Source organism: Reyranella sp., assembly GCF_965249915.1.
Classification (GTDB): Bacteria; Pseudomonadota; Alphaproteobacteria; order Reyranellales; family Reyranellaceae; genus Reyranella.
Genome location: NZ_OZ252257.1, coordinates 5,797,699 through 5,819,299, shown reverse-complemented (window position 1 = coordinate 5,819,299; position 21,601 = coordinate 5,797,699). Strand labels below are relative to the sequence as shown.

At 67.9% G+C, this 21,601-nt stretch carries 25 protein-coding genes and 1 tRNA gene; 12 read left to right on the top strand and 14 right to left on the bottom strand.

Annotated elements, in window-relative coordinates; translation table 11 throughout:
- Positions 1–68: 68 nt before the first annotated feature.
- The gene (locus ACP15H_RS28615; RefSeq protein WP_425069512.1) at positions 69–875 is read right to left on the bottom strand and encodes a class I SAM-dependent methyltransferase; all 807 of its coding nucleotides are present in this window, start codon (positions 873–875) and stop codon (positions 69–71) included.
- A 70-nt stretch (positions 876–945) separates the two neighbouring features.
- Positions 946–1,557: a hypothetical protein gene (locus tag ACP15H_RS28610; RefSeq protein ID WP_425069511.1), complete on the bottom strand. Its 612-nt coding sequence runs from the start codon at positions 1,555–1,557 to the stop codon at positions 946–948.
- Positions 1,558–1,664: 107 nt separating this feature from the next.
- Here ACP15H_RS28610 and ACP15H_RS28605 point away from each other — a divergent pair, with 107 nt between their 5' ends.
- Positions 1,665–2,297: a TetR/AcrR family transcriptional regulator gene (locus tag ACP15H_RS28605; RefSeq protein ID WP_425069510.1), complete on the top strand. Its 633-nt coding sequence runs from the start codon at positions 1,665–1,667 to the stop codon at positions 2,295–2,297.
- Here the strand turns inward: ACP15H_RS28605 and ACP15H_RS28600 are convergent.
- A complete protein-coding gene (locus ACP15H_RS28600; protein ID WP_425069509.1) occupies positions 2,281–3,207 on the bottom strand; it encodes a bifunctional riboflavin kinase/FAD synthetase in 927 nt (308 codons plus the stop codon). The genes ACP15H_RS28605 and ACP15H_RS28600 overlap by 17 nt on opposite strands.
- 9 nt (positions 3,208–3,216) lie before the next feature.
- The gene (locus ACP15H_RS28595) at positions 3,217–3,663 is read right to left on the bottom strand and encodes a MaoC family dehydratase (RefSeq protein ID WP_425069508.1); all 447 of its coding nucleotides are present in this window, start codon (positions 3,661–3,663) and stop codon (positions 3,217–3,219) included.
- A gap of 68 nt (positions 3,664–3,731) precedes the next feature.
- Between ACP15H_RS28595 and ACP15H_RS28590 the strand changes: the two genes are divergently transcribed.
- From ACP15H_RS28590 to ACP15H_RS28580, 3 genes are all read left to right on the top strand, one after another.
- Positions 3,732–4,757: a phosphotransferase family protein gene (locus ACP15H_RS28590; protein ID WP_425069507.1), complete on the top strand. Its 1,026-nt coding sequence runs from the start codon at positions 3,732–3,734 to the stop codon at positions 4,755–4,757.
- Positions 4,758–4,759: 2 nt separating this feature from the next.
- The gene (locus ACP15H_RS28585) at positions 4,760–5,119 is read left to right on the top strand and encodes a DUF6285 domain-containing protein (RefSeq protein WP_425069506.1); all 360 of its coding nucleotides are present in this window, start codon (positions 4,760–4,762) and stop codon (positions 5,117–5,119) included.
- Positions 5,120–5,258: 139 nt separating this feature from the next.
- Entirely contained in the window at positions 5,259–5,957 is a 699-nt protein-coding gene (locus ACP15H_RS28580; RefSeq protein WP_425069505.1) for an ArsR/SmtB family transcription factor, read from the top strand.
- A gap of 1 nt (position 5,958) precedes the next feature.
- Here the strand turns inward: ACP15H_RS28580 and ACP15H_RS28575 are convergent, their stop codons facing one another.
- From ACP15H_RS28575 to ACP15H_RS28565, 3 genes are read right to left on the bottom strand one after another with little or no spacing between them, the layout of a single operon-like run.
- Positions 5,959–7,083 carry a DSD1 family PLP-dependent enzyme gene (locus ACP15H_RS28575; protein WP_425069979.1) on the bottom strand — a complete coding sequence of 375 codons (1,125 nt, stop codon included), beginning with the start codon at positions 7,081–7,083 and terminating at the stop codon, positions 5,959–5,961.
- Positions 7,084–7,103: 20 nt separating this feature from the next.
- Positions 7,104–8,078: a tripartite tricarboxylate transporter substrate-binding protein gene (locus tag ACP15H_RS28570; RefSeq protein ID WP_425069504.1), complete on the bottom strand. Its 975-nt coding sequence runs from the start codon at positions 8,076–8,078 to the stop codon at positions 7,104–7,106.
- On the bottom strand, positions 8,075–8,713 hold the full coding sequence (locus tag ACP15H_RS28565) for an HAD-IA family hydrolase (protein ID WP_425069503.1): 639 nt from the start codon (positions 8,711–8,713) through the stop codon (positions 8,075–8,077). The genes ACP15H_RS28570 and ACP15H_RS28565 overlap by 4 nt, the downstream gene beginning before the upstream one ends.
- Before the next feature lie 70 nt (positions 8,714–8,783).
- Here ACP15H_RS28565 and ACP15H_RS28560 point away from each other — a divergent pair, with 70 nt between their 5' ends.
- Entirely contained in the window at positions 8,784–9,683 is a 900-nt protein-coding gene (locus tag ACP15H_RS28560) for a LysR family transcriptional regulator (RefSeq protein ID WP_425069502.1), read from the top strand.
- A 318-nt stretch (positions 9,684–10,001) separates the two neighbouring features.
- Complete coding sequence (locus ACP15H_RS28555) at positions 10,002–10,925, top strand: IS110 family transposase (protein ID WP_425064637.1); 924 nt, start codon at positions 10,002–10,004, stop codon at positions 10,923–10,925.
- A 16-nt stretch (positions 10,926–10,941) separates the two neighbouring features.
- Here ACP15H_RS28555 and ACP15H_RS28550 read toward each other — a convergent pair whose 3' ends face one another.
- From ACP15H_RS28550 to ACP15H_RS28540, 3 genes are read right to left on the bottom strand one after another with little or no spacing between them, the layout of a single operon-like run.
- A complete protein-coding gene (locus ACP15H_RS28550) occupies positions 10,942–11,463 on the bottom strand; it encodes a PaaI family thioesterase (protein ID WP_425069501.1) in 522 nt (173 codons plus the stop codon).
- A gap of 1 nt (position 11,464) precedes the next feature.
- On the bottom strand, positions 11,465–11,887 hold the full coding sequence (locus ACP15H_RS28545; RefSeq protein ID WP_425069500.1) for a PaaI family thioesterase: 423 nt from the start codon (positions 11,885–11,887) through the stop codon (positions 11,465–11,467).
- 8 nt (positions 11,888–11,895) lie between these two features.
- Positions 11,896–12,642, bottom strand: coding sequence for a TSUP family transporter (locus tag ACP15H_RS28540; RefSeq protein ID WP_425069499.1), 747 nt, complete (start codon positions 12,640–12,642; stop codon positions 11,896–11,898).
- A gap of 208 nt (positions 12,643–12,850) precedes the next feature.
- Between ACP15H_RS28540 and ACP15H_RS28535 the strand changes: the two genes are divergently transcribed.
- The 3 genes from ACP15H_RS28535 to ACP15H_RS28525 are packed head-to-tail and all read left to right on the top strand — an operon-like array spanning position 12,851 to position 15,158.
- Positions 12,851–13,738, top strand: coding sequence for a LysR family transcriptional regulator (locus ACP15H_RS28535; RefSeq protein WP_425069498.1), 888 nt, complete (start codon positions 12,851–12,853; stop codon positions 13,736–13,738).
- A complete protein-coding gene (locus ACP15H_RS28530; RefSeq protein WP_425069497.1) occupies positions 13,735–14,298 on the top strand; it encodes a DUF488 family protein in 564 nt (187 codons plus the stop codon). The genes ACP15H_RS28535 and ACP15H_RS28530 overlap by 4 nt, the downstream gene beginning before the upstream one ends.
- A 5-nt stretch (positions 14,299–14,303) precedes the next feature.
- Positions 14,304–15,158 (top strand): alpha/beta fold hydrolase, encoded by an 855-nt coding sequence (locus ACP15H_RS28525; protein ID WP_425069496.1) that lies wholly within the window; start codon positions 14,304–14,306, stop codon positions 15,156–15,158.
- Between the two features lie 3 nt (positions 15,159–15,161).
- Here the strand turns inward: ACP15H_RS28525 and ACP15H_RS28520 are convergent, their stop codons facing one another.
- The 4 genes from ACP15H_RS28520 to ACP15H_RS28505 form a co-directional block, all read right to left on the bottom strand.
- Entirely contained in the window at positions 15,162–16,679 is a 1,518-nt protein-coding gene (locus ACP15H_RS28520) for a hypothetical protein (RefSeq protein ID WP_425069495.1), read from the bottom strand.
- Positions 16,679–17,614: an SGNH/GDSL hydrolase family protein gene (locus ACP15H_RS28515; protein WP_425069494.1), complete on the bottom strand. Its 936-nt coding sequence runs from the start codon at positions 17,612–17,614 to the stop codon at positions 16,679–16,681. Before ACP15H_RS28515 ends, ACP15H_RS28520 begins: the two co-directional genes overlap by 1 nt.
- Positions 17,615–17,766: 152 nt before the next feature.
- Positions 17,767–17,841: transfer RNA gene (locus ACP15H_RS28510), tRNA-Gln, on the bottom strand.
- A 63-nt stretch (positions 17,842–17,904) separates the two neighbouring features.
- On the bottom strand, positions 17,905–18,420 hold the full coding sequence (locus tag ACP15H_RS28505; RefSeq protein WP_425069493.1) for a flavin reductase family protein: 516 nt from the start codon (positions 18,418–18,420) through the stop codon (positions 17,905–17,907).
- Between the two features lie 194 nt (positions 18,421–18,614).
- Between ACP15H_RS28505 and ACP15H_RS28500 the strand changes: the two genes are divergently transcribed.
- The 3 genes from ACP15H_RS28500 to ACP15H_RS28490 are packed head-to-tail and all read left to right on the top strand — an operon-like array spanning position 18,615 to position 21,547.
- Positions 18,615–19,484 (top strand): CHAD domain-containing protein, encoded by an 870-nt coding sequence (locus ACP15H_RS28500; RefSeq protein ID WP_425069492.1) that lies wholly within the window; start codon positions 18,615–18,617, stop codon positions 19,482–19,484.
- A 21-nt stretch (positions 19,485–19,505) separates the two neighbouring features.
- Positions 19,506–20,669 carry a CobW family GTP-binding protein gene (locus tag ACP15H_RS28495; RefSeq protein ID WP_425069491.1) on the top strand — a complete coding sequence of 388 codons (1,164 nt, stop codon included), beginning with the start codon at positions 19,506–19,508 and terminating at the stop codon, positions 20,667–20,669.
- Positions 20,666–21,547 (top strand): fumarylacetoacetate hydrolase family protein, encoded by an 882-nt coding sequence (locus tag ACP15H_RS28490; RefSeq protein ID WP_425069490.1) that lies wholly within the window; start codon positions 20,666–20,668, stop codon positions 21,545–21,547. The genes ACP15H_RS28495 and ACP15H_RS28490 overlap by 4 nt, the downstream gene beginning before the upstream one ends.
- Positions 21,548–21,601 lie beyond the last annotated feature (54 nt).

The window sequence follows — 21,601 nt, the reverse complement described above, 5'->3', positions numbered from 1 at the left end:
GGGTAATTCGCTCCTGGAAAGCCCTGGTGAACATAGGGCGCGCAATCTAGGGATGGGGGTCCGGGGGGTCAAGGAGCGCAAGCCGGCCCCGGCGGGCGCCTGACCCGCACGATCAGCGCCTGCGGCACGACGCGCGTGTCGGCAACCACCGGCTGGGCGGCTGCCAGTTCCGCGGTGGCACGCGGTTCGACCATGCGTTCCACGACGAAACCGGCGCCGACGAGCGCATCGACCCACTGCGACAGGGTGCGGTGGAAGCGCGGCACCTCGAAGAGCGGGCTGGCCGCCTTCTCCGCCGCCGGTACACTTCCGAAGCCCCATCGCTCGACGTCGCCGTGCCGGCCGTTGAAATAGTCCGCGACCTCGACCGCCCTCGTCTCGCCGCTGGGATCGCGCAGCACCTTGCGGTGCGGCGGCGAAAAGCAGGGATGCAGGATGGAGAATTGCAGGAAGCCGCCCGGCCGGACGACGCGCCACGCCTCCGCCAGCACGCCGTCGATGTCGGGCATGTCCATCAGCGACATGAAGGCGGTGACGAAATCGAAGCTCGAAGCGGCAAAGGGCAACGATGTGCCGTCGGCCACGGCATAGGAGATGCCGAGCGGCTCGGCGGATTCGGCGGCGCGCGCATGGCGGATGAAGGTCGGCGCGATGTCGATGCCGTCCATGCGGGCGCCGCGCCGGGCGAGGTGTCGCGTATTGGTACCTTCGCCGCATCCCATGTCGAGGCCGCGCCGGCCTTCGACGGGCGGCAGCGCGTCGAGGAAGGTCGGAGAGTTGAGCGCGTCGCGGTAGATGTCGTAGCCGGCGCGCACGTGGCGCGTCCATGTCTCGGCGTTGCGTTCCCAGAACGCTCCCGCTTCGGACGCCTTCATCCGCCTTCTCCCGTCAGGTGACGGGCTTCAATACCTCACGAGCGCCCGCCAGTCTGCCGTCCCCGCACCGTCAGGCCGGTGTCGATCGCAACCTCGTCCGTCGCCGCGCGGCAATCCTCAGGCCCAGGAGGACCAGCATCAGGACGACCGGCAGGGCATAGAGCGGGCTCTGACCGATCCGCTTGCCGTTGGTCACGATGAACGACATCCAGAGATAATATCCCCCCAGCCAATGCAGCATCCGCCACGCTGCCGGCCCCACCCAGGCGGCCGTTCGGTCGAAAGAGGTCGCCGCCATCGCGACGATGAAGGCATAGGCGATTCCGCCGCTCACCAGCGTCCCCGGCATTGCATGTTCGTGGAATCCCTGCGGGTCCATGCGGGCGAAGGCCAGGATGGCCGCGGCGTGGATCATGTGCGAGACGGCGAAGGCGAGGCCGAGTTGACGACGGTTGCGGCGTTGCCAGCGCGTCAGGGCAGAGGGCCACAGCGTCAGCATCGCCTGCGCGCCGAAGGCCACGGCGAACAGGAGCAGCGAGGTGCGCGCGGTGATCCGGATCACCATCCTCACGCCCGCGACCTCGTATGCGAAGCTTGCGAGGCAGAGACCGGAAATCGCCAACAGCAACAGGGACACAAGGCCCAGCAGCGACCAGCCTTCGAGCAATCGGGTTTTCGTCATAGCGCCCTCCACAATGTAAGCGATGCTTACTTTACGGCTCGGGAGGCGGTCAACGCAGTGTATGCACTGCTTACATTCACATGCCCGTGATGCTAGCCTTGGCCGTGATGGCCAAACGCCCCGTTGCCAAAGCGAAGAAGAAGCCCAGCCGCACCTATCACCACGGCACGCTGCGCGCGGCGTTGATCGACGCGACGCTGCGGCTGGTCGAGGAAGGCGGGGCGGAGGCGGTTACGGTGCGCGAAGCGGCACGACGCGCCGGCGTTTCATCGGGCGCGCCGTTCCGCCACTTCCCCAACCGGACCGTGCTCATGACGGCCGTGGCCGAGGAGGCGACGCACCGGCTGCATGCCGCGGTCATGGCGGCGGTCGAGCCGGTTACCGCCGAGCCGCCGCTCGTCCAGCTCAGGGCGATCGGCCGCGCCTATCTCCAGTGGGCGTCTGAAAATCCGACCCACTTCGCCGTCGTCTCCAACCGCGGGCTGATCGACTATGAGAGCTCGCCGTCGATGCAGCGCGAGAACGAGGACATCCAGGCGCTGATGGGCCGCCTGCTCGATGCGGCCGGCGCACCCGCCGGCGCAAAGCTCGCCGCGCGCGCCCTCGTCTACGGACTGGCGCGCATGCGCATCGACGGCCACCTGCCGCAATGGGGCGTCGCGTCTTCGCAGGAAGCCCTCGCGGCGATGGACGCCGCGCTCGATCTCTTTCTCGAAGGTCTGCTCAGGCCGCGAGGATAGCGCGGGCGCGCTCGCCGTCGGCCGCGATCTGCGCCTTCAGCTGGTCGAGGCCGGAGAACTTCATCTCTGCACGAATGAAGTCGATCAGCGCGACGCGCAGCACCTTGCCGTAGAGGTCCCCCGCGAAGTCGAACAGGTGGACCTCGAAATTCTCCTGCAGCTTGCCGAAGGTCGGGCGCTTGCCGAGGTTGGCGACGCCGTTGCGCCACTGGCCGTCGACCAGGGCGCGGACGGCATAGACGCCGAAGCGGGGGCGCAGATGCTCGCCCAGCGCCACATTCGCCGTCGGAAACCCGATGGTCCGGCCGCGCTGGTCGCCCAGCTCGACCTGGCCCTCGATCTCCCACTGATGTCCCAGCAGCCCAGCGGCCTCGCGCGCCCAGCCGTGCCGCAGCGCCTCGCGAATGCGGGTCGAGGAATAGATCTCGCCCTCGTGCGTCACCGGATCGAGTACCGAGACGTCGAAGCCGCGCGCCTTGCCTTCGGCCCGCAGCATCTCGACGTTGCCGCTGCGCCGGGCGCCGAAGGTGAAATCGTAGCCGCAGACGACATGGCGGGCTCGCAGTCCCTTCACCAGCACGTCTTCGATGAACGACGACGCCGCAAGAGCCGCGAACGCCGCATCGAAGTGCTGGGCCAGCACCGCCTTGACGCCGTGTTCGGCGAGCAGCCGCGTCTTGGCCGGCGCGAGCGTCAGCCGGAACGGTCCCGTGTCGGGCACGAAGAAGCCGCGCGGGTGCGGCTCGAAGGTGAAGGCGAGAAGCGGCGCGCCGAGTTCAGAGGCCTTCGCGCGCGCGTGCGCGAGAAGCGCCTGGTGGCCGTGATGCACGCCGTCGAAGTTGCCGAGCGCCACCACGCCGCCCGTCCACTCGGGCGGCACCGAATGCCAGTCGTCGAACACCGGAACCATGCGATCCGCTCAGGCCGCGTCGCGCCGCGGCACCAGCACGACCGCTTCGCCGTCGATCACCACCTTGTCACCGTTCAGGCACTGGGTCTTCAGCGTGACGCGGCGGCGCTTCTCGTCGATCGCGGTGATGGTCGCGACGGCCGTGATGGTCTCACCGACCAGGACCGGCGCCATGAAGTTCATGGTCTGGGAAATATAAACCGCGCCCGGTCCCGGCAGCTTGGTGCCGATCACCGTCGAGATGAAGCTGCCGCTCAGCATGCCGTGCGCGATGCGCTGGCCGAAGCGGGTGGTGCGGGCGAAGCCGTCGTGCAGGTGGATCGGGTTGGTGTCCCCCGAAACCCCGGCGAAGGCCACGATGTCGGCGTCGGTCACGGTCTTGCCGAACATCGCCGACATGCCGGGCTTGAGGTCTTCCAGGAACAGGCCGTTCATCGCGGCGAAGGCACTCGACACTTTGCTGATCTCCCCAGTTGGCGCGGTCCTCTTACCATGCGGCGAAGCCTGTGCCACAGTCCCGGTAAATGAACGTTCACACGTCGACCGAAACAGAAACCGTCGCCCGCATCCTCGCCGAGGCGACCCATCGCCATTTCGGCGCGCCCGCCGCCATCGAAGACCTGTCCAGACAGTCCGGCGGCGCATCGCGCCAGACCTGGAGCTTCGACGCCGTGGTGAAGGACGAGCGCCACGCGCTGATCCTGCGCCGCGATCCGCCGGCCCAAGGCAAGACCGCGCGCGAACGCGCGGTCGCGATCGATCGCGCCACCGAGTTCCGCGTGCTGCGCGCCGCCCATGAGGCCGGTGTCCGCTCGCCCGAGCCGTTGTTCGAGCTCACGCCCGAGGACGGGCTGGGCGACGCCTATGTCATGCGCCGGGTCGGCGGCATCGCGATCGCCCGCAAGCTGCTGCGCGATCCGCCCTACGAGGCCGCGCGCGGAAAGATCGCGGGCCAGCTCGGCGAAATCCTGGCCCGCATTCATGCGACCGATCCAGCCACCCTGCCGCCGCTGCCGCGCCGCGAGGCCGCCGACCATATCGCCGAGCTGCGCCGCTCGCTCGATGCGCTGGGCCAGCCCCAGCCGGTCTTCGAACTGGCCCTCACCTGGCTCGACCGCCGCAAGCCCGCGTCGCTCGAGCGGCCGGTGCTGGTGCATGGCGACTACCGCACCGGCAACTATCTGGTCGACGAGACGGGCGTGACGACGATCCTCGACTGGGAACTCGCCCATCTCGGCGACCCGGTGGAGGATCTCGGCTGGCTGTGCGTGAAGAGCTGGCGCTTCGGCGCGATCGACAGACCGGCCGGCGGCTTCGGCAGCCGCGAGGAATTGTGGGCGGCCTACGAGCGCGCCGGCGGGGGCAAGGTCGATCCGGTTCGCGCCCACTGGTGGGAAGTCTTCGGCACCGCGCACTGGGGCATCATCTGCCTCAACCAGGCTTGGAAGCATCTCTCGGGTTCGATCAAGTCGATGGAGCACGCCTCGATCGGCCGGCGCGCCGTCGAGACCGAAGTCGACCTGTTGCAACTCTTGAAGCAGGGAGCCTGACCGTGGCCCAGGACCGTCCCACCGCCGCCGAACTCTTGGCCGCCATCGCCGACTTCCTGCGCGAGGAGGCGACGCCGGCGCTCGACCGTGCCGAGCCGCGGCTCGGCTTCCAGATGCGGGTCGCCGTGAACTCGCTCGCCATCCTCGAACGCGAGGTGCGCCTCGGACCGGCCGCCGATGCGCGCGAGCACGAGCGTCTCATCGCACTGCTCGGCCGCGACGCCCCGCTTGAAGAATTGAACCGCGAACTGGCGCGCCAGCTGCGCACCGGCGAGCGCGACGAGAGAGATGCCGCCCTGATGGCCCATCTCGAAGCGACCATCGCCGACAAGATCGCCATCGCCAATCCGAAGTGGCGTTGACGTTCCGAGCCCTTCACAAATCTTGTCATCCTGAGCGCAGCGAAGGATCCTTCGCTGCGCTCAGGATGACAACTATACTTCGGCGCTCACCGAACCATTGACCGTGGCGAGCGCGGACGGCCGGGCCTAGAGTTTGGGCATGACCACCGTGAACGCCCTCTCCGAAATCGCCGCCCTGATGGGCGATCCGGCGCGCGCCTCGATGCTGTCGCTGCTGATGGACGGCCGCGCCCACACCGCGTCGGACCTCGCGCACAATGCAGGCATCACCGCCCAGACCGCGAGCGGTCATCTCGCACGCATGGTCGAGGCGGACCTGCTGGCGGCCCGCGCTCAGGGCCGCAACCGCTTCTATCGGCTCGCCTCGCCCGAGGTGGCGCACGCCATCGAATCGCTGATGGCGCTGGCCGGTACGCGGGCGACGCCCGCCTCGAAGAGCGCGGCGTGGCGGCGCGACCCCGATCTTCGCTTCTGCCGCACCTGCTACGATCATCTCGCCGGCCAGGTCGGCATCGCCGTCACCGACTCGCTCACCCGGCAGGGCCATCTCGAACCCAGGGGCCCGCGCGACTGGCAGCTCACGGCGTCCGGCGAATTGTTCTGCGACCGGCTGGGCGTCGATCTCGGCACGGCGCGCCAGGCGAGCACGCGTCACTTCGCGCGCCAGTGCCTCGACTGGAGCGAGCGCCGGCCGCACATCTCGGGCGCGCTGGGCGCCGCCATCGCCGACACCTTCTTCAGGCGCGGCTGGGCCGAGCGCCTGCGCCGCAGCCGCACCGTGCGCCTCACCGACTCCGGCCGCCGCGCGCTGGGCAGCCATTTCGGCGCGACGGTCTAGCCTACCACCCCTGGAAGCGCGGCCAGCTCGTGGCGTCACCGGCCGGCGTCACGGCCAGGTAGGCCGGGTACTGCGCGCCGGTCGCGCAGGCGTGGTTGGGCAGGATGCGCAGCCGCGCGCCGATCGGGAAGCGATCGACGAGGCCCGCATCGGCCGTGCCGTCGCGGCGCGCGACGATGCCATGCTCCTGGTTGGCGCCCGACACGATCAGCCCGTCGATCACGTTGCCCTCGACGTCGCATACGGCGCCGTAACCATAATCGATCTTCTGGCGCTGCGTGCCGCGGTCGCGGCTCATCGCCATCCAGCCGGCATCGACGATCACCCAGCCCTTCTCGGGCTGGTGGCCGATCACCGTGGTCAGCACGGAGAGCGCGACGTTCTCGGGTTTGCAGACGCCGACATTCGACATCACGAGGTCGAAGAAGACGTAGACGCCGGCCCGCACCTCGGTGACGCCTTCGAGATGCTGCGCGGCAATCGCGGTCGGCGTCGAGCCGATGCTGACTTCCGGGCAGGCGATGCAAGCGGCGCGCAGGCGCTCGGCGGCGCGTACGCACAGCGCCCGCTCCTGCTCGGCCAGCGCCTGCAGCGCTTCCAGCGTGTCGAGATCGTAGGAACTGCCGGCATGGGTCAACACACCCTTTACCGTCGCGCCGCCCGCCTGCAGCACCTGGCCGATCGCAATCAGCTCCGGCGCTTCGGGCTGCACGCCCGAGCGATGGCCGTCGGAATCGATCTCGATCATGACCTCGAAGCGCTGGTTCGCGTCCCGGCCCTTCGCCACGACGGCCTCGGCCGCCGCCACCGAATCGACCAGCAGGGTCAACGCGCAGCCCTTACGGATGAGGGCCAGTGCGCGGTCGAGCTTGTCCGGCACGATGCAGACCGCATAGAGCACGTCGGTGAAGCCCGCGGCGAAGAACTGTTCGGCCTCCTTCAGGGTCGAGACCGTGATGCCCACGGCGCCCGCGTCCTGCTGGGCACGCGCGACCTCGATGCACTTCGAGGTCTTCACGTGCGGTCGCAGGCGCACGCCCAGCGAAGAGAGATGGTCCTGCATGCGCGCGATGTTGCCTGCCATGCGGCGCTCGTCGATCAGCGCCGCCGGGGTCTCGATGTCCATAAGCTTCACGTGTTCACCCTTCAGTCGAGATACTCGCCGCGCGCCTTCAGCGCCGGCACGTCCTTCTCCAGCCCCCGCGCGATCAGTGCCGTCACGGTCGCAGGCTGCAATGCCTCCGGCGACGGCAGATCGACACCGACCGCATTCATCTGCTTGACCAGCGCCGGGTCGGCCACGGCCGCCCGCAGCGCCTGGTTCAGCCGCGTCATGACCGGTTGCGGCGTGCCCTTGGGCGCGAACAGCGCGTTCCACGAGCGCAGGTTCACGTCGTAACCCTGGCTGGCCGCCGTGGCCACGCCCGGCAGCTGCGGCAACGACTGGTCGCTCAGCACGGCAAGCGGCTTGATCTTGCCGCCGGCGATCTGCGGCAGCGCCGTGGTCGTCTGGTCGCACATGAAATCGATGTGCCCGCCCATCAGGTCGTTCATCGCCGGCGCCACACCGCGATAGGGCACATGCGTGATGTTGAGCTTGAGCGCCGACAGCAGCACGACGCAGGCATAGTGGGAGATCGAGCCCACGCCGGCGCTGCCATAGGTCATGTCCGCCTTGTGCTGCTCGGCATAGGCGATGAACTCCTTGAGGTTCGACACCGGCAGCCCGGCCTTGGCGACCAGCAGCAGCGGCGCCGTGCCGGCAAGGCCGATCGGCTCGAAGCCCGTCAGCGGATCGTAGGGCAGCTTCTTGAACAGGGCCGCATTGGCCACGTGCGTGCCGATCGTGCCGAAGCCGATCGTGTAGCCGTCGGGCGCGGCGTTCGCGAGCTTCGCCAATCCGATCGTGCCGCTGGCGCCGCCGATGTTCTCGACCACCACGGTCTGCTTCAGATCCGCCGCCATGCCCTGCGCGATCGCGCGGGCCAGCGCGTCGCTGGGACCGCCCGCCGGGAACGGCACGATCAGGGTGAGCGGCTTGGTGGGAAAGCCCTGGGCGGCAGCCGTGCCGGCCGTCAGCAGGAGCGGCGCGAGGGTGAGCAGAAGTCGGCGCAAGATCATGACAAACGTCCTTCCAGCCAGGGGAGAAGATCGTCGAGCGTCGGCCGCTCGAGCGCGGCGGGCGGCGCACCTTCTGGGCGCGCGAGGCCGACGCGGTTGTGCCAGTACGTCTTGAGCCCGACGGCGGAGGTGCCGAACAGGTCGTAGCCGGATCCCGCGACGAAGGCCGCTTCCTGCGGCGCGACGCCCAGCACGTCCAGCGCCCGGCGATAGGGCCGTGGGTCGGGCTTGTAGGAGCCGGCCTCCTCGGCGGTGATGACGCAGTCCCAGTTCGTCTGCAGCCGCCCCGCCGCCTGCCGGCCGAGCCGGATCGAGCAGTTGGTCACCACGCCGAGCTTCGTGCGGCCGGCCAAGGCGTCGAGAGCGGCCTGCGCGCCGCTCCAGGGCGGCAGTTCCAGCCAGCGCGCTTCCAGCGCGTCCGCCGCGCCGCCGGCCAGGCCGGTCGACACCGCTGCCTCGCGCACGAGCTGCTCGTAGGGGACGTAGGCGCCGCAGCCATAGGTGAGCCGCAGATACTCGGCCCGCCAGGCGCGGCCGCGCTCGGCCGAGCCCGCCACGTCGTTCCACAGGGTCCAGGAGTCGAGGAGCGCCGTCAGCAGATCGAACAGGACGGCTTTGGGAAAGGTCGTCGTCATGCCCCCAACGTAGCAAGCCGCAGGCCGTTGGTGCTTAAATCGAACGAACAGTTCAGTTAAGGAAAACTGAATGATCACCCTGGCCGACCTGCAATTCATGGAAGCGCTGGCGCGCACCGGCTCGTTGAGCGGCGCCGCCCGGTTGCTCAACGTCACCCCGCCCGCGCTCTCGCTGCGGCTCAAGAAGCTCGAACGGACACTCGGCGTCAGCCTTGTCGTACGCAGCTCGCGGCGCCTGCGCTTCACCGGCGAGGGCGAGCACCTGGTGAGCGAAGCGCAGGCGATGCTGGCGCGGATGGGCGCGCTCACCGACCTGCTGGGCAAGGAGGGTGGCGCGCTCGCGGGACCGTTGAGGGTGGTCGCACCGTTCGGCTTCGGCCGGCTGCACGTGGCGCCGCTCGTCGCCCGCTTCGCCCAGCGGCACGAGGCGATCCGCGTGACGCTCGATCTCTCCGAACGCCCCTGGACCGACAGCGAGGACGCCGATGTCGTGGTCCATATCGGCGCGGTCCGGGATTCGACCTGGGTCGCGCACGTGCTGGCGCGCAACGACCGCTGGGTGTGCGCCGCGCCCGCCTATCTCGATCGCCGCGGCACGCCGGCCGATCCACGCGATCTGCTGGCGCACGATTGCCTCTGCGTGCGCGAGAACAACGAGGACGTGACGCTGTGGCGCCACCGGCGCGGCGGTCGCGCAGGCGCCGTGCGCGTGACGCCGACCTTGACCAGCAACGACGGCGAGGTGGTGCGCAACTGGGCGCTCGCCGGGCTCGGCCTGGTGCTGCGCTCGCAGTGGGACGCCGGGCCCTTCGTGAAGCGCGGCGAGCTCAAGCGCGTGCTGGCGCCGTGGTCGTTCGAGGGCGCCGACATTCTCGCCCTGGTGCCGGCGCGACGCGGCATCTCGGCCCGCGTCACCTCCTTCGTCGACTTCCTGAAATCGTCCCTCAGATCTCGCCCGCCGGGGCGTTAGCCTCTATCCGAGCGGGATGGATCACACACCCATCCTCATGCTGAGGAGCGCTCCGCAGGAGCGCGTCTCGAAGCATGGGCACGAGCACCACGTTTGCAGCTCACCCTTCGAGACGCCGCGCCGTGCGCGGCTCCTTGTATCAAGACACGGCCGCGCCGGCGTAGAGTTGCAGGTGCGGTCTCGGTGGAGAGCCCGCAGGCTCCTGGGGCCTCCAAGCCCGTCCCTGAGCTCGGCGCCTCCACCGTTGATTTTGTGATCCCGAACGGTCGCCTGGGCCGAACCGCGAGCCCGCATGCGCAAGGATGGGAGCCAAGATCCATGTTCGTAGGTATCGATGTGGCGAAAGAGCGCCTGGATGTTCATGTGCGCCCCGCCGGCGAGGCCTTCACCGTTGCCCGCGACGGAGAAGGCATCGAGGACCTGATTGGGCGGCTGAGTAAAATGGCACCTGCTCTGATCGTGCTCGAAGCAACCGGTGGCTTCGAGACGATCGTGGCGGCAGGCCTGGGCGCGGCGGGCCTGCCCGTGGCGGTCGTCAATCCACGGCAGATCCGAGACTTCGCCCGGGCCACCGCACGGCTGGCCAAGACCGATGCGCTGGATGCCGCTGTCATCGCCCACTTCGCCGAGGCGGTGAACCCACCGGCGCGACCGCTCGCTGACGAGCAGTCCAGACTGTTGGGCGAACTGATGGCCCGCCGCCGTCAGCTCGTCGAGATGATCGGGGCCGAGAGCAATCGCCGGCGCATGCTCACAGTTCGACGCACCCTCAAGAGCGTCGATCGCGTGCTTGCCACCTTGAAGGCCCAGCTCGAACAGATCGACGACGACATCGACACCGCCGTCCGGGGAACACCGACCTGGCGGGAAGCGGAGGACCTTCTGATCAGCGTTCCCGGCATCGGGCCCAGGATCGCCCGCACCCTGATCGCCGAACTGCCTGAACTGGGCCGTCTCGGCCGACGCGAGATTGCTTCCCTGACCGGCGTCGCCCCGTTCAATCGCGACAGCGGCACCTTGCGTGGCCGCCGTACCATCGCGGGAGGACGACCCGTCGTACGGGCTGCCCTCTACATGAGCATCCTCGTCTCCATCCGCCGCAAGCTGCCCTTGGCGCTGACCTATCATCGCCTGCGCGCCGCAGGAAAGCCGGCAAAGGTCGCCATCGTCGCTTGCATGCGCAAGCTCGTGACCATCCTCAACGCCATCCTCAGGGACAGAAAACAATGGGCAAACGCTTGACCAACACGACGGTCGCTCAGGGTGAGCGTGGTTGGTTGGCTGGAGACGGAGGAACGCCAGTGTCGCTCTTCGTGTAACCCAGCCCGTCGCCGGACGAGATTTTGGCGATCGAGGAGGCGCGCAGGATCTTCTGCTCGCCCACCGTGAGGTAGATGTTGGTGAACAGCAGCGTGCGCGTCTGGCGGATCAGTTCACCGCGGCCCTCGACCCAGTCGCCGACCCGCGCCGGCGCCACGAAGTCGAAGGTCATGCTGACGGTCGGCAGGAACTTGCGCAGACCCGCGAGGTAACCGCCGCCCATCGTGCCCACGAGGTCGGCAACCATCATCATCATGCCGCCATGCAGGCCGCCCGCCGGGTTGCACATGTTCTGTTGCACGCGGATCGCCAGCACGAACTCGTCGCGCGTGCCCTTCTCGCCGCGCTTCACGTACATGTTGCCGACATGGGTGTTGAAATTCGGCTCGGGCCGGCCGCGGGCGAAATCGACGAGCTTGAAACCTTCGGGCGGATCGTCGGGTATTTCGTATGAAGACACTCTAGCTCCGGACTTTCAGGGGGCGTCCCGGCCGCAGCAGCGCGAAGTCGCCCAACCCGGCCAGCACATCGTGGCGCGGACCATAGAGACGGCCCCTCACCTGCGCCACATGCTCGTCATGGCCCAGCAGTTCGCCCGTGGCCTCGATCCAGTCGCCGACCCGCGCCGGCGTCAGATAGTCGAGCGTGAGCTTCAGGGTGACGCAGCGCCGGTCGATGGCGTGGTAGACCACGGAGCCAAGGGCCGCGTCGATGAAGGCCGCGAGCATGCCGCCATGCACGATGCCGAGCGCATTGGCATGTTGCGGGCCGGGCATGAAGCCGCGCCAGACCTTGTGCCCTTCGACCTTCTCGAACCACGGCCCGTTGGCCGCGGTGAATCCGGTCGCCTCAGTGAGTTCTCGAAAGCCTGCTGGAATGTCCACGCGCCATCTTACGCAATCCCGGTCAACAGCACCAAGCCATAGCCGACATAGTAAAGACCCAGCGCGGTGATGAGGCGTCCCGCCCAGGTGCGAAACTGGGCATCCGACAGGCGTTCGAGGATCTGCTTGCCGAGCGACGTGCCGAGCATCGAGGCGCCCACCGCCATCACCAGCACCCAGGGCTCGACCGAGCCCGCGCCCTCGATCAGCGCGCCGAAGTAGAGCAGCTTCGAGCCGTGGCCGAACACCTGGCACGAGGCCTTGGTGGCAACGATCTGCTGGCGGTTCATCGGCGAGCGCAGGAAGAGCTGGTCGACGAGCGGACCGGTCACGCCGGTCAGCAGCATCAGCGCCATGCAGGCGATGCCGCCGCCCAGCGCCTGCAGGGGTCCCAGCGTGGCCGGCATCCACCGTGTCGGCACGACCCGCAGCACGAAAGGCGAGAGGCCCAGCATCAGCAGGGCGACGGCCTTCTCCGGCACGTAGAGGGTCAGCGACCAGATCCCCACGGCGATGAAGCAGCCCACCACGTAAAAAACGGTGATGCGCCACTGGATGTGGCGCCGCCACAGCAGCGCGCGCCAGCCGTTCGACGCCATCTGCGTCACCGCATGCAGCACCATGGCCACGGGCAGCGGCAGCACGAACAGCAGCACGCCGATCAGCACCATTCCGCCCGCCATGCCGAAGATGCCGGACAGGAAGGCGGTGAACACCATCAGGAGGCCGAGCCCCAGAGCCATCGTTATCGTCATGCTGCCCTCGCCGATCAGGCGACGTCCTCATGCTGTGGAGCCGCGCAGCGGCATCTCGAAGCATGGGCACCCCGCCCGGTCCGTTGCCCACCCTTCGAGACGTGCGCCTTGCGCGCCCCTCGGGGTGAGGACGAGGGCTTGTCTAGGGCCGGCCTATGCAGTGTTCAAATATATGATAACTTCTCTTTCCATACTTTCTGGATATGACATGGAACTGCGACACCTCCGCTATTTCGTCGCCGTGGCGCACGAAGGCCATGTCACGCGCGCGGCCGAGAAGCTGCACATGCAGCAGCCACCCCTCAGCCAGCAGATCCGTGCGCTCGAGCAGGAGATCGGCGCGCCGCTGCTGCTGCGCCATCCGCGCGGCGTCAGCCTGACCGATGCCGGCCGCTCGTTCCTGGCCGACGCCGAGGCGATCCTGACCGCCGTCGATCGCGCGACGGTGAAGGCGCGGCGCACGGCGCGCGGCGAGACCGGCCGCATCGCCGTGGGCTTCACCACGTCGGCACCGTTCCACCCGCTGGTGGCCCGCGCCATCCGCGAGTTCCGCCGCGAGCGGCCCGACATTTCCTTCGTGCTGGAGGAGAACAGTTCCGGCGACCTGCTGGCCGCGCTGCGCGACGAGCGGCTCGACATCGCCTTCATCCGTTCCGGCCTCGTCGAGCCGCAGGGACTTCAACTGTACGAGCTGCTGCACGAGGAGATGTCGGCCGCCCTGCCGGCGCGGCACCGGCTCGCCCGCCGGCCGAAGCTCGCGCTGAAGGATCTCGCGACCGAGGATTTCATCCTCTACCGCCGGGCCGACGGGCGCGGCCTCTACGACGTCATCATCGCGGCCTGCAGCGCCGCGGGCTTCAGTCCCCATGTCAGCCAGGAAGCGCCGCGCATCGTCTCGACCCTCAACCTCGTGGCCGCCGGTCTCGGCATCACCATCGTTCCGGCATCGCTCAGCAGACTGCCGCTCGAAGGTGTAACCTACCGTCCCCTCACCGGGCGGCCCGCGATCAAGGTGCCGCTCAACCTCGCCTGCCGGCGCGACGATCCCTCGGCCGCGACGCAGGCCTTCATCGACCAGGTGCGCCGCCTCGCATGAAACCGATCAAGACCATCGGCCATTCCAACCATCCGATCGAACGCTTCGTGGCGCTGCTGAAGGCGGGCGGCGTCGAACGGCTGGTCGACGTACGCTCCACGCCCTGGTCGCGACGCCATCCGCAGTTCGGCCAGAAGAACCTCGTACGGTCGCTGACTGAGGCCGGCATCGCCTACGCGCATGAAGGCGCCGCCCTCGGCGGCAAGCCGCAAGCGGGTGGCAGCTATGACCAGCTCGCCGCGCGTCCGGAATTCAGGGCGGCGCTGGATCGCGTGATCGACCAAGCGCAGGAGACAGTGCTTTGCCTGATGTGCGCCGAGAAGGAACCGCTCGACTGCCATCGCACGGTCCTGGTGTCACGCCGTCTCGCAGAGCGCGGCGTCTCGGTCGAGCACCTGTTGGCCGATGGCGGCACGCGGCCCCATCATGAGGTCGAGGAAACAGTGCTGGGCAAGGACGTCGCCCCCGACCTGTTCGAGGATCGCGCCGCGCGGCTGGCCCGCGCCTGGCACCGTCTCGAAGCGAAGTGGGGCCGCGCCGGGACCGGCGAGGGAGAATGATCGAGATGGAAGTCCGCAACATAGAAACCGCGCCCGGCCTGGTGTTCGACGCCTCCGTGGCCGGCGACGACTCCGCGCCGCTGGTGCTGATGCTGCATGGGTTCGGCGTGTCGCGGCATTTCTGGAAGGCGCAGGTGCCGGTGCTGGGCGAGGCCGGTTACTTCGCGGTGGCGCCCAACCAGCGCGGCTATTCGGCGGGCGCCCGGCCCGATCCCGCCAACCTGGACTCCTACCGGTTCGACAAACTGACGGGCGACGCGCTCGACCTCGTCTCGGCGGTCGGCCATGGCGACAGGCGCTTCCATCTCGTCGGCCACGATTGGGGCGCCAGTCTCGCCTGGGCCATCGCCTTCCAGCATCCCGAGCGTCTGCACTCCCTCACCATCCTGTCTCGTCCGCATCCGATGTCGTTCGCGCGGGCATTGGCGATGCCGGACGGTGAGCAGAAGCGCCGCTCCGGCCATCACCAGGCATTCCTCGAACCCGATGCGGTGCCGAAGGTGCTGGCGAACGATTGCGCCTGGCTGCGTACGCGGCACACCAAGGAAGGCGTGCCGAAGGACGCGATCGACCTCCATCTGTCCGTGCTGGGATCGGCACTGGCCATGGAAGCCGCGCTCGCCTGGTATCGCGCCCGCGGCGAGCGGATGCCGCTCGGCCCCATCAAGGTCCCGACGCTCTATGTCTGGGGAGATGCCGACGACACGGTGGGCCGCGCCGCCGCCGAAGGCACCGGCGAGTTCATCGCCGCGCCGTACCGTTTCGAGGTGCTGCCCGGCGTCGGCCACTATGCCGCCGACCAGATGCCGGAGCGGGTGAACGAACTGTTGCTCGAGCATCTGCGCCGCTACGCGGCGTGATCCTCAGGGTTTGCACTCGAGCTTGGTGAGCCGCGGCGAGAAGGTGGGCAGCGCCGTCGAGGCGCCGGCCGGCCAGGGGCGCGGCCAGGCCTTGTCGGCCAGCTTCTTCTCGACCAGCGGCACCAGCAGATTGAAGGCCGCCCAGCCGCGGATCCGCGTCCCGGCATAGGACGTGTGCACGGCATCGACGAACAGGTCCGGGTCGAACGGCGTGTTGCCGACGAGATCGAGGAAAGCGAGCCCGTGGACCGCGGCATACTTGGCGAACAGCCGGTTCTGGAACTTCGCCAGCCGTTCGAGGTCGCGATAGCGGTACGGCCAGTTGGCGGCATTGAGCTGCTCGATGATGAACTTGTGCCGCACCGGATCGACGACCAGCCCGTCCTTCACCATCCAGAAGAACGACGTGAGCGCCATGTCGGCGTCGACCGTCGCGAGGTCGGCGCGAATCTGGTCGAGGTCCTTCTGGATGAGGTTGAGGTTCACCGGCAGGTTGGCGAAGTCGAGATTGGGGTTCATCTCGTCGAGCCCCTCCGGCCAGACGACCTTGTAGTCGGGCTTGGGCCACTCCGCGCCGCTATTGTCGCCTGCGGCCGAACCGGCCATGGCGAACGCCGCCTGGATGCGGCCGATCAGGGCGGAGTAGCGCGCGGCCTCCTTCAGGAACTTCACGGCGGCCGGCTCCCGTGCGCTCACGGGCCGGGTGACCGGAACGTCCGGCACCTTCTCGACGATCGAGGCCGGCCGGAACTGGTTGCCACCCTCGTGATAGACGACGAGGTCGGGCCTGAGGGGAATCACTTCCGTCCGCACGACGGCGGCGATGTCGGTGGAACTGATGCTTTCGCGGCCCGCATTCAGGACCTCGAAGCGGATGCCGAGCCCCTTGGCCCGGGACCAGACGTTCAGCCAGTGGTTCACATATTCCGGCCAGGAATAGGGCAGATGATGCGCCTCGACGACGGTCGAGGAACCGACGAAGACGATGCGGACCGTCTTTTCGGGCCTCGGATTCTCGATCGGAGGACCACGCCAGCCGATCTGGTTGGTGGTCAATCCGCTCGGGATCGTGACGTCCGGCAGGAACCGGTAGGGCGGACGCGGCTGGCCATCGGGCGCATCGTAGAGAAAGAGCTGACCGGGCGCATGACGCAGGAACCAGTGCCTGCAGGGATCGCCCGAGAAACTGGTGTTCCAGACCTTGAAGGCATCGGAGGGACGAAACGACATGCCGCCGACGGGATTGGCCTCGACGAAGCGATAGAGGCGTTCCCAGTCGTCGGGAATGGCACGCTTGTTGGGCAGCGGCGGCGGGTCGACGAAGAACCAGTCGCGGTCCACGCCGGCGGCTCTCGAGACCTTGTCGACCGAGTCCTGTTTCACGCTGGCGAGGCCCGTCGGCTCGCCGAGCGGCGTGATCAGGATCGGATAGCCGTCAATGTACCGGACGACGCCTTCGGCCACGACGACGCTCAGCGCGAGCGAAACCACGACCAGCAGGGTGTCCTTGAGGAACCGCATTACTTGCAGCCCTTGTCCTGGTCGCGGCACAGGCCGTCCAGCAGCGTGTTGAGTTCGGGCACCATCATTTTCGTGAAGGCCGCCATCGCAGCGCCATTGGGATGCGGATCGGGGACCGTCACCCAAAGTCCCGGCGGATCCAGATCCTGGACGGTCGGCAGCATGTCGAAGAACGGTACGCCCAGCCCCTCGACGTCCGCCTTCACCTTGGCGGTGACGTCGGTGAACGGATAGGGCTTCAGCTCGCGCAGCTCGGGAATGTTGAACACGACCAGCTTGGCGCCCATCTCGCGCGCCGTCGTCGCGAATCCCTGCAGGGCCTTGCGGGTCTGCTGCCAGCCGGCGGCGTCATCCTTGTAGAGTTCGCGGTAGTAGCGCTTCCAGTCGGGCGCCTCGCCGAACTGGCGCATCAGCGAGTCGAGGCGATACTTGAAGACGACCCAGGCGGCCGAATGCTCGTCGAGCCACGAGGTCTGCCCGTAGGTCGGCATCGGCTCGGCGTCGTTGATGAAGTAGCTCAGCACGATGATGTCGGGCTTCAGTTTCGCTGCCGTGTCGCGAAACAGCGTGAGTTCCTGCAGCGTGTTGTGATTGCCGACGCCGAGATTGTAGCTGTCGACCTTGCGGCCCTCGGCGAGCAGCGCGGCCGTCACCCGGGCGGCAGCGGTCTCGTTCTGCGCGACGCCCCATCCCAGCGTCGTCGAATCGCCGACGAAGGCGATGCGCGCCACGCCCGGCGGCGCCTTCTCGGGAATCTCAGAGGACCGGAAACCGTGGCTGTCGGTCGTGACCTTGACGCCCATCAGCTGCGCCTCGGCATTGGGGCGGTGCCGATGTCCGAGGTCGGGCCGCATGTCGCGCACCTTCACGTCGCGTGCGTAGCGCCACATTTCGAGTTCGTAGAGCATGCCGGTGTCGAGGAAGAGCCGGGTCATGCCCTCCAGACAAAGCGCGCAGACAGCGGTGAGAACGACGACGAGAAGCGTATTCTTTAGAAAGTTCATAGACCTTGTCGCTCGAGCGGTTCATCCAGGACAGCAGACGGCGGGACAGCAGACGGGCCTCGAAGCCCTCGAAGAAGGCGCGTTGGCTGGGGCGCCAGGATTCGAACCTGGGAATGGAGGAATCAAAATCCTCTGCCTTACCGCTTGGCGACGCCCCAGCAGGCGCCCGTTCGGGCGGGCGGGAACATAGTGGGTTGGCGCCGGGGCGCAACCCCGCTCGTTCAGGCTGCCTGGGCAGCCTTCTTCAGGGCATCGCCGTGCACGAAGGTGCCGTCGGCGTAGAGCAGCGGCAAGGCGCTGTCGTGCAGGGCCACGTCGACGATCTCGCCGATGTAGATCGTGTGGGTACCGGCCGAGAGTTCGGTGACCAGTTTGCAGTCGAACGACACGGGACAGCCTTTCAGCACCGGTGCGCCGGTGGTGAGCGTGGTCCAATCGCCCATGTCCCGGAACCGATCGTCGCCCTCGGTGCCGTCCATGCCGGCGAAGCGCTCCGCAATCTTGCGATGCTCCGGGCACAGGATGTTGACGCAGAAGAATCCCGCCTCGCCGATCGGGTCGTGGGCGCTTGCGGTCTTGTTGACGCAGACCAGGATCTGCGGCGGTTGGGCCGAAACCGAACAGACCGCCGTGGCGGTGAGTCCGCCCCGCTGGTCTCCGACCCGGGTGGTGATCAGGGTTACGCTCGCCGCCAGGTGGCGCATGCCCTTCTTGAAGGCCGCCGCATCGATACTCATGGAGGGACTCTAGGCCACGCCGGCCTGCCGCCGCCACTGCAAAGACGGGGTAAAAAGCGACTGTGAGCGCGGGGCTGGCCAGCGAAATCGGCGAAGCCGGAGGCCGGAGCCGTCTCCCGGATGACATAAAAGCTTCATCGGACTGTCGCTCTTTACGGTTGCCCCCTCGCCGGGTGCCGCTACGGTCGTAGGCAATGTCAGCTTCCGGGCCAAAGCTTACCCCTGCAACCCCTGCCGAAACGGCACTCAGAATCATCGCCGGCTCCTGCCGGGCCGATCTTTCGAAGTATCGGGACATCGTGCTGCAGAGCCGTCGGCCCATCGGCATCCATCAGGCCCGGGTGGCACTGCGCCGGCTGCGCGCGGCGTTCAGCGTATTTCGTCCTGCGGTAGACAGTCCCGAGGTGCGCGCCCTTTCGGCCGAAGCCAAGTGGCTGGCGGGCGAGTGCGGACCCGCACGCGACCTGCATGTATTCCTGACCGAAAGCGTGACCGACGTTCCCTCGGTCGTGAAACGCGTCGGCGCGCGGCTGGCCGCCAGCCATTTGGAGCGCGCCCGCGCCGCCCTCGGCAGCGCCCGCTACGACGCTTTCGACGAGCGGCTCGCCGCCTTTGCCGCGCATCCGGCCTCCGAAGAGGTCCGGGGTGAGCTGCGCCTCGACGAATTCGGCCGTCACATCCTCGATTCCCGCCACGCCAAGGTGATCCGCCGGGGCCGCCTGTTCGCCCGGCTGAGCGAGGAGCAGCTCCATGAGCTGCGCATCGGCATCAAGAAGCTGCGCTATGCCGCGACCTACCTCAGCCCCGCCTTTGCCTCGCCGGCAGCCAAGCCCTATATCGAGGCAACGGTGCGCCTGCAGGGCGCGCTCGGCGCCTTGAACGATCGCGCGACGGCGGCTCGCATGCTGGCCGACATCGCGACGGCCTCCCGTCCCACCGAGGACACGGCCTCGGCCCTCAAGGTCCTCGCCAGGCAGGCGGCAAGCGGCGAGAAGCGCCGACGCCGCAAGCTGGAGCGGGCCTGGAAGGAGTTCAGGAAGGTCGAGCGCTTCTGGCGGGCGTGATCCCCGAACAAGGATGATTCGATGAGCGACACGCAGAACGCTGCCGAGCAGCGCATTCCCGTCACCGTGCTGACGGGCTTCCTCGGCAGCGGCAAGACGACCCTGCTCAACAAGCTGCTGCGCCGGCCCGAGCTGGCGGACACGGCCGTCATCATCAACGAGTTCGGCGAGATCGGCCTCGACCATCTGCTGGTCGAGAAATCCGACGACGAGGGCATGGTAACGCTGAACTCGGGCTGCCTGTGCTGCACGGTGCGCGGCGACCTGGTGCGCACCATGAGCGAGCTGTTCCTCAAGCGCTCGCGCGGCGAGGTCTCGCCGTTCAAGCGCATGGTCGTCGAGACCACGGGCCTCGCCGACCCCGCCCCCATCCTGCACACGCTGATGACCGACCCGCTGCTGGCCTCGCGCTACCGCCTCGACGGCGTGGTGACGACGGTCGACGGCGTCAACGGCGCCAGCACGCTCGACAATCACGAGGAGGCCGTGAAGCAGGCCGCCGTCGCCGACCGCCTCCTGCTCACCAAGGTCGACATCGCCGATGCGCCCAAGCTCGCCGAGCTGAAGCACCGGCTGCACCACCTCAATCCGGGCGCGCCGTTCCACACCGTCGCCACGGGCGAGATCGATCCCAACCAGATCCTCAATGCCGGCCTCTACAATCCCGAGACCAAGAGCGCCGACGTGAAGAAGTGGCTGCAGGCCGAGGCCTATGACGGCAGCCACGACCATGGGCACGGACACCATCACCATGGACATGACCATGGTCACGATCACGGCCATTCCCACGACCATGGCCACGGCGAGCAGGATCCGCACGACGTGAACCGTCACGACGACCGCATCCGCTCCTTCTGCATGACCTTCGACGAGCCGATGAGCTGGTCGACCGTGGCCGCCGCCTTCGACGCGCTGGTGACCTATCGCGGCCCCGACCTCTTGCGCATGAAGGGCATCCTGAACGTCAAGGACACCGACAAGCCCGTCGTGATCCACGGCGTGCAGCACGTCTTCCACCCGCCCGCCACGCTCGACGCCTGGCCGGAAGGCGACGACCGCAAGAGCCGCGTCGTGTTCATCACGCGCGACATCGGCGAGAGCACGATCCGCAAGGTCTTCGCCTCTTTTTTCGATGCCGAGAAGAAAGGCTGGGGCAACGCCGGCGACCAGGGCAAAGCGCAATGAAGCTCGCCACGATCACACACGGCGGCGTCCCCAAGGGCGCGCTCGTCAGCCCGGACGGCAAGACCTTCTGGCCGCTGGAGGAGATGCTGGGCCGCGCCGTTCCCGATCTCGGCGCCATCGTGGGCGAACTCGACGCGCTCAAGGCGAAGATCAAGCCGAACGGCCCGGGCCTGCCGCTGGCGTCCGTGACGATCGAAGCACCGATTCCGCGGCCGGCGCGCAACGTCATGTGCGTCGGCAAGAACTATCACGAGCATGCGAAGGAGTTCACGCGCAGCGGCTTCGACAGCAGCGCCAGCTCCGCCGCTGACGCCATCCCGACCGCGCCGATCATCTTCACCAAGGCGCCGGAGTGCGTGATCGCCGACGGCGCCGACATCCGCTATCCCGAGGGCGTCAGCGACTCGGTCGACTACGAGGCGGAGCTGGGCGTGGTCATCGGACGTGGCGGGCGCGGCATCTCCAAGGCCGACGCCTACAGTCACATCTGCGGCTACACGATCATCAACGACGTGACGGCGCGCGACCTTCAGGGCAAGCACAAGCAGTGGTTCCTCGGCAAATCGCTCGACACTTTCTGCCCGATGGGCCCGTGGCTGGTGACCGCCGACGAGGTCGATCCGGAGAATCTCGGCGTGAAGTGCTGGGTGAACGACGAGTTGCGCCAGGACGCCAACACGCGCGACCTCATCTTCGACATCCCGACCCTGATCGCGACGATCTCCGCCGGCATCACGCTTCGGCCGGGCGACGTCATCGCCACCGGCACACCGGTCGGCGTCGGCATCGGCTTCACGCCGCCGAAGTTCCTGAAGCGCGGCGACCGCGTCACGATCGAGATCGACGGACTCGGCCGGCTTTCGAACACGGTCGCGTAAGACTCAAGGGAGCGCGCCACTCCAGTGGTGCTCAAGCTCGGTCGATGGACAGGC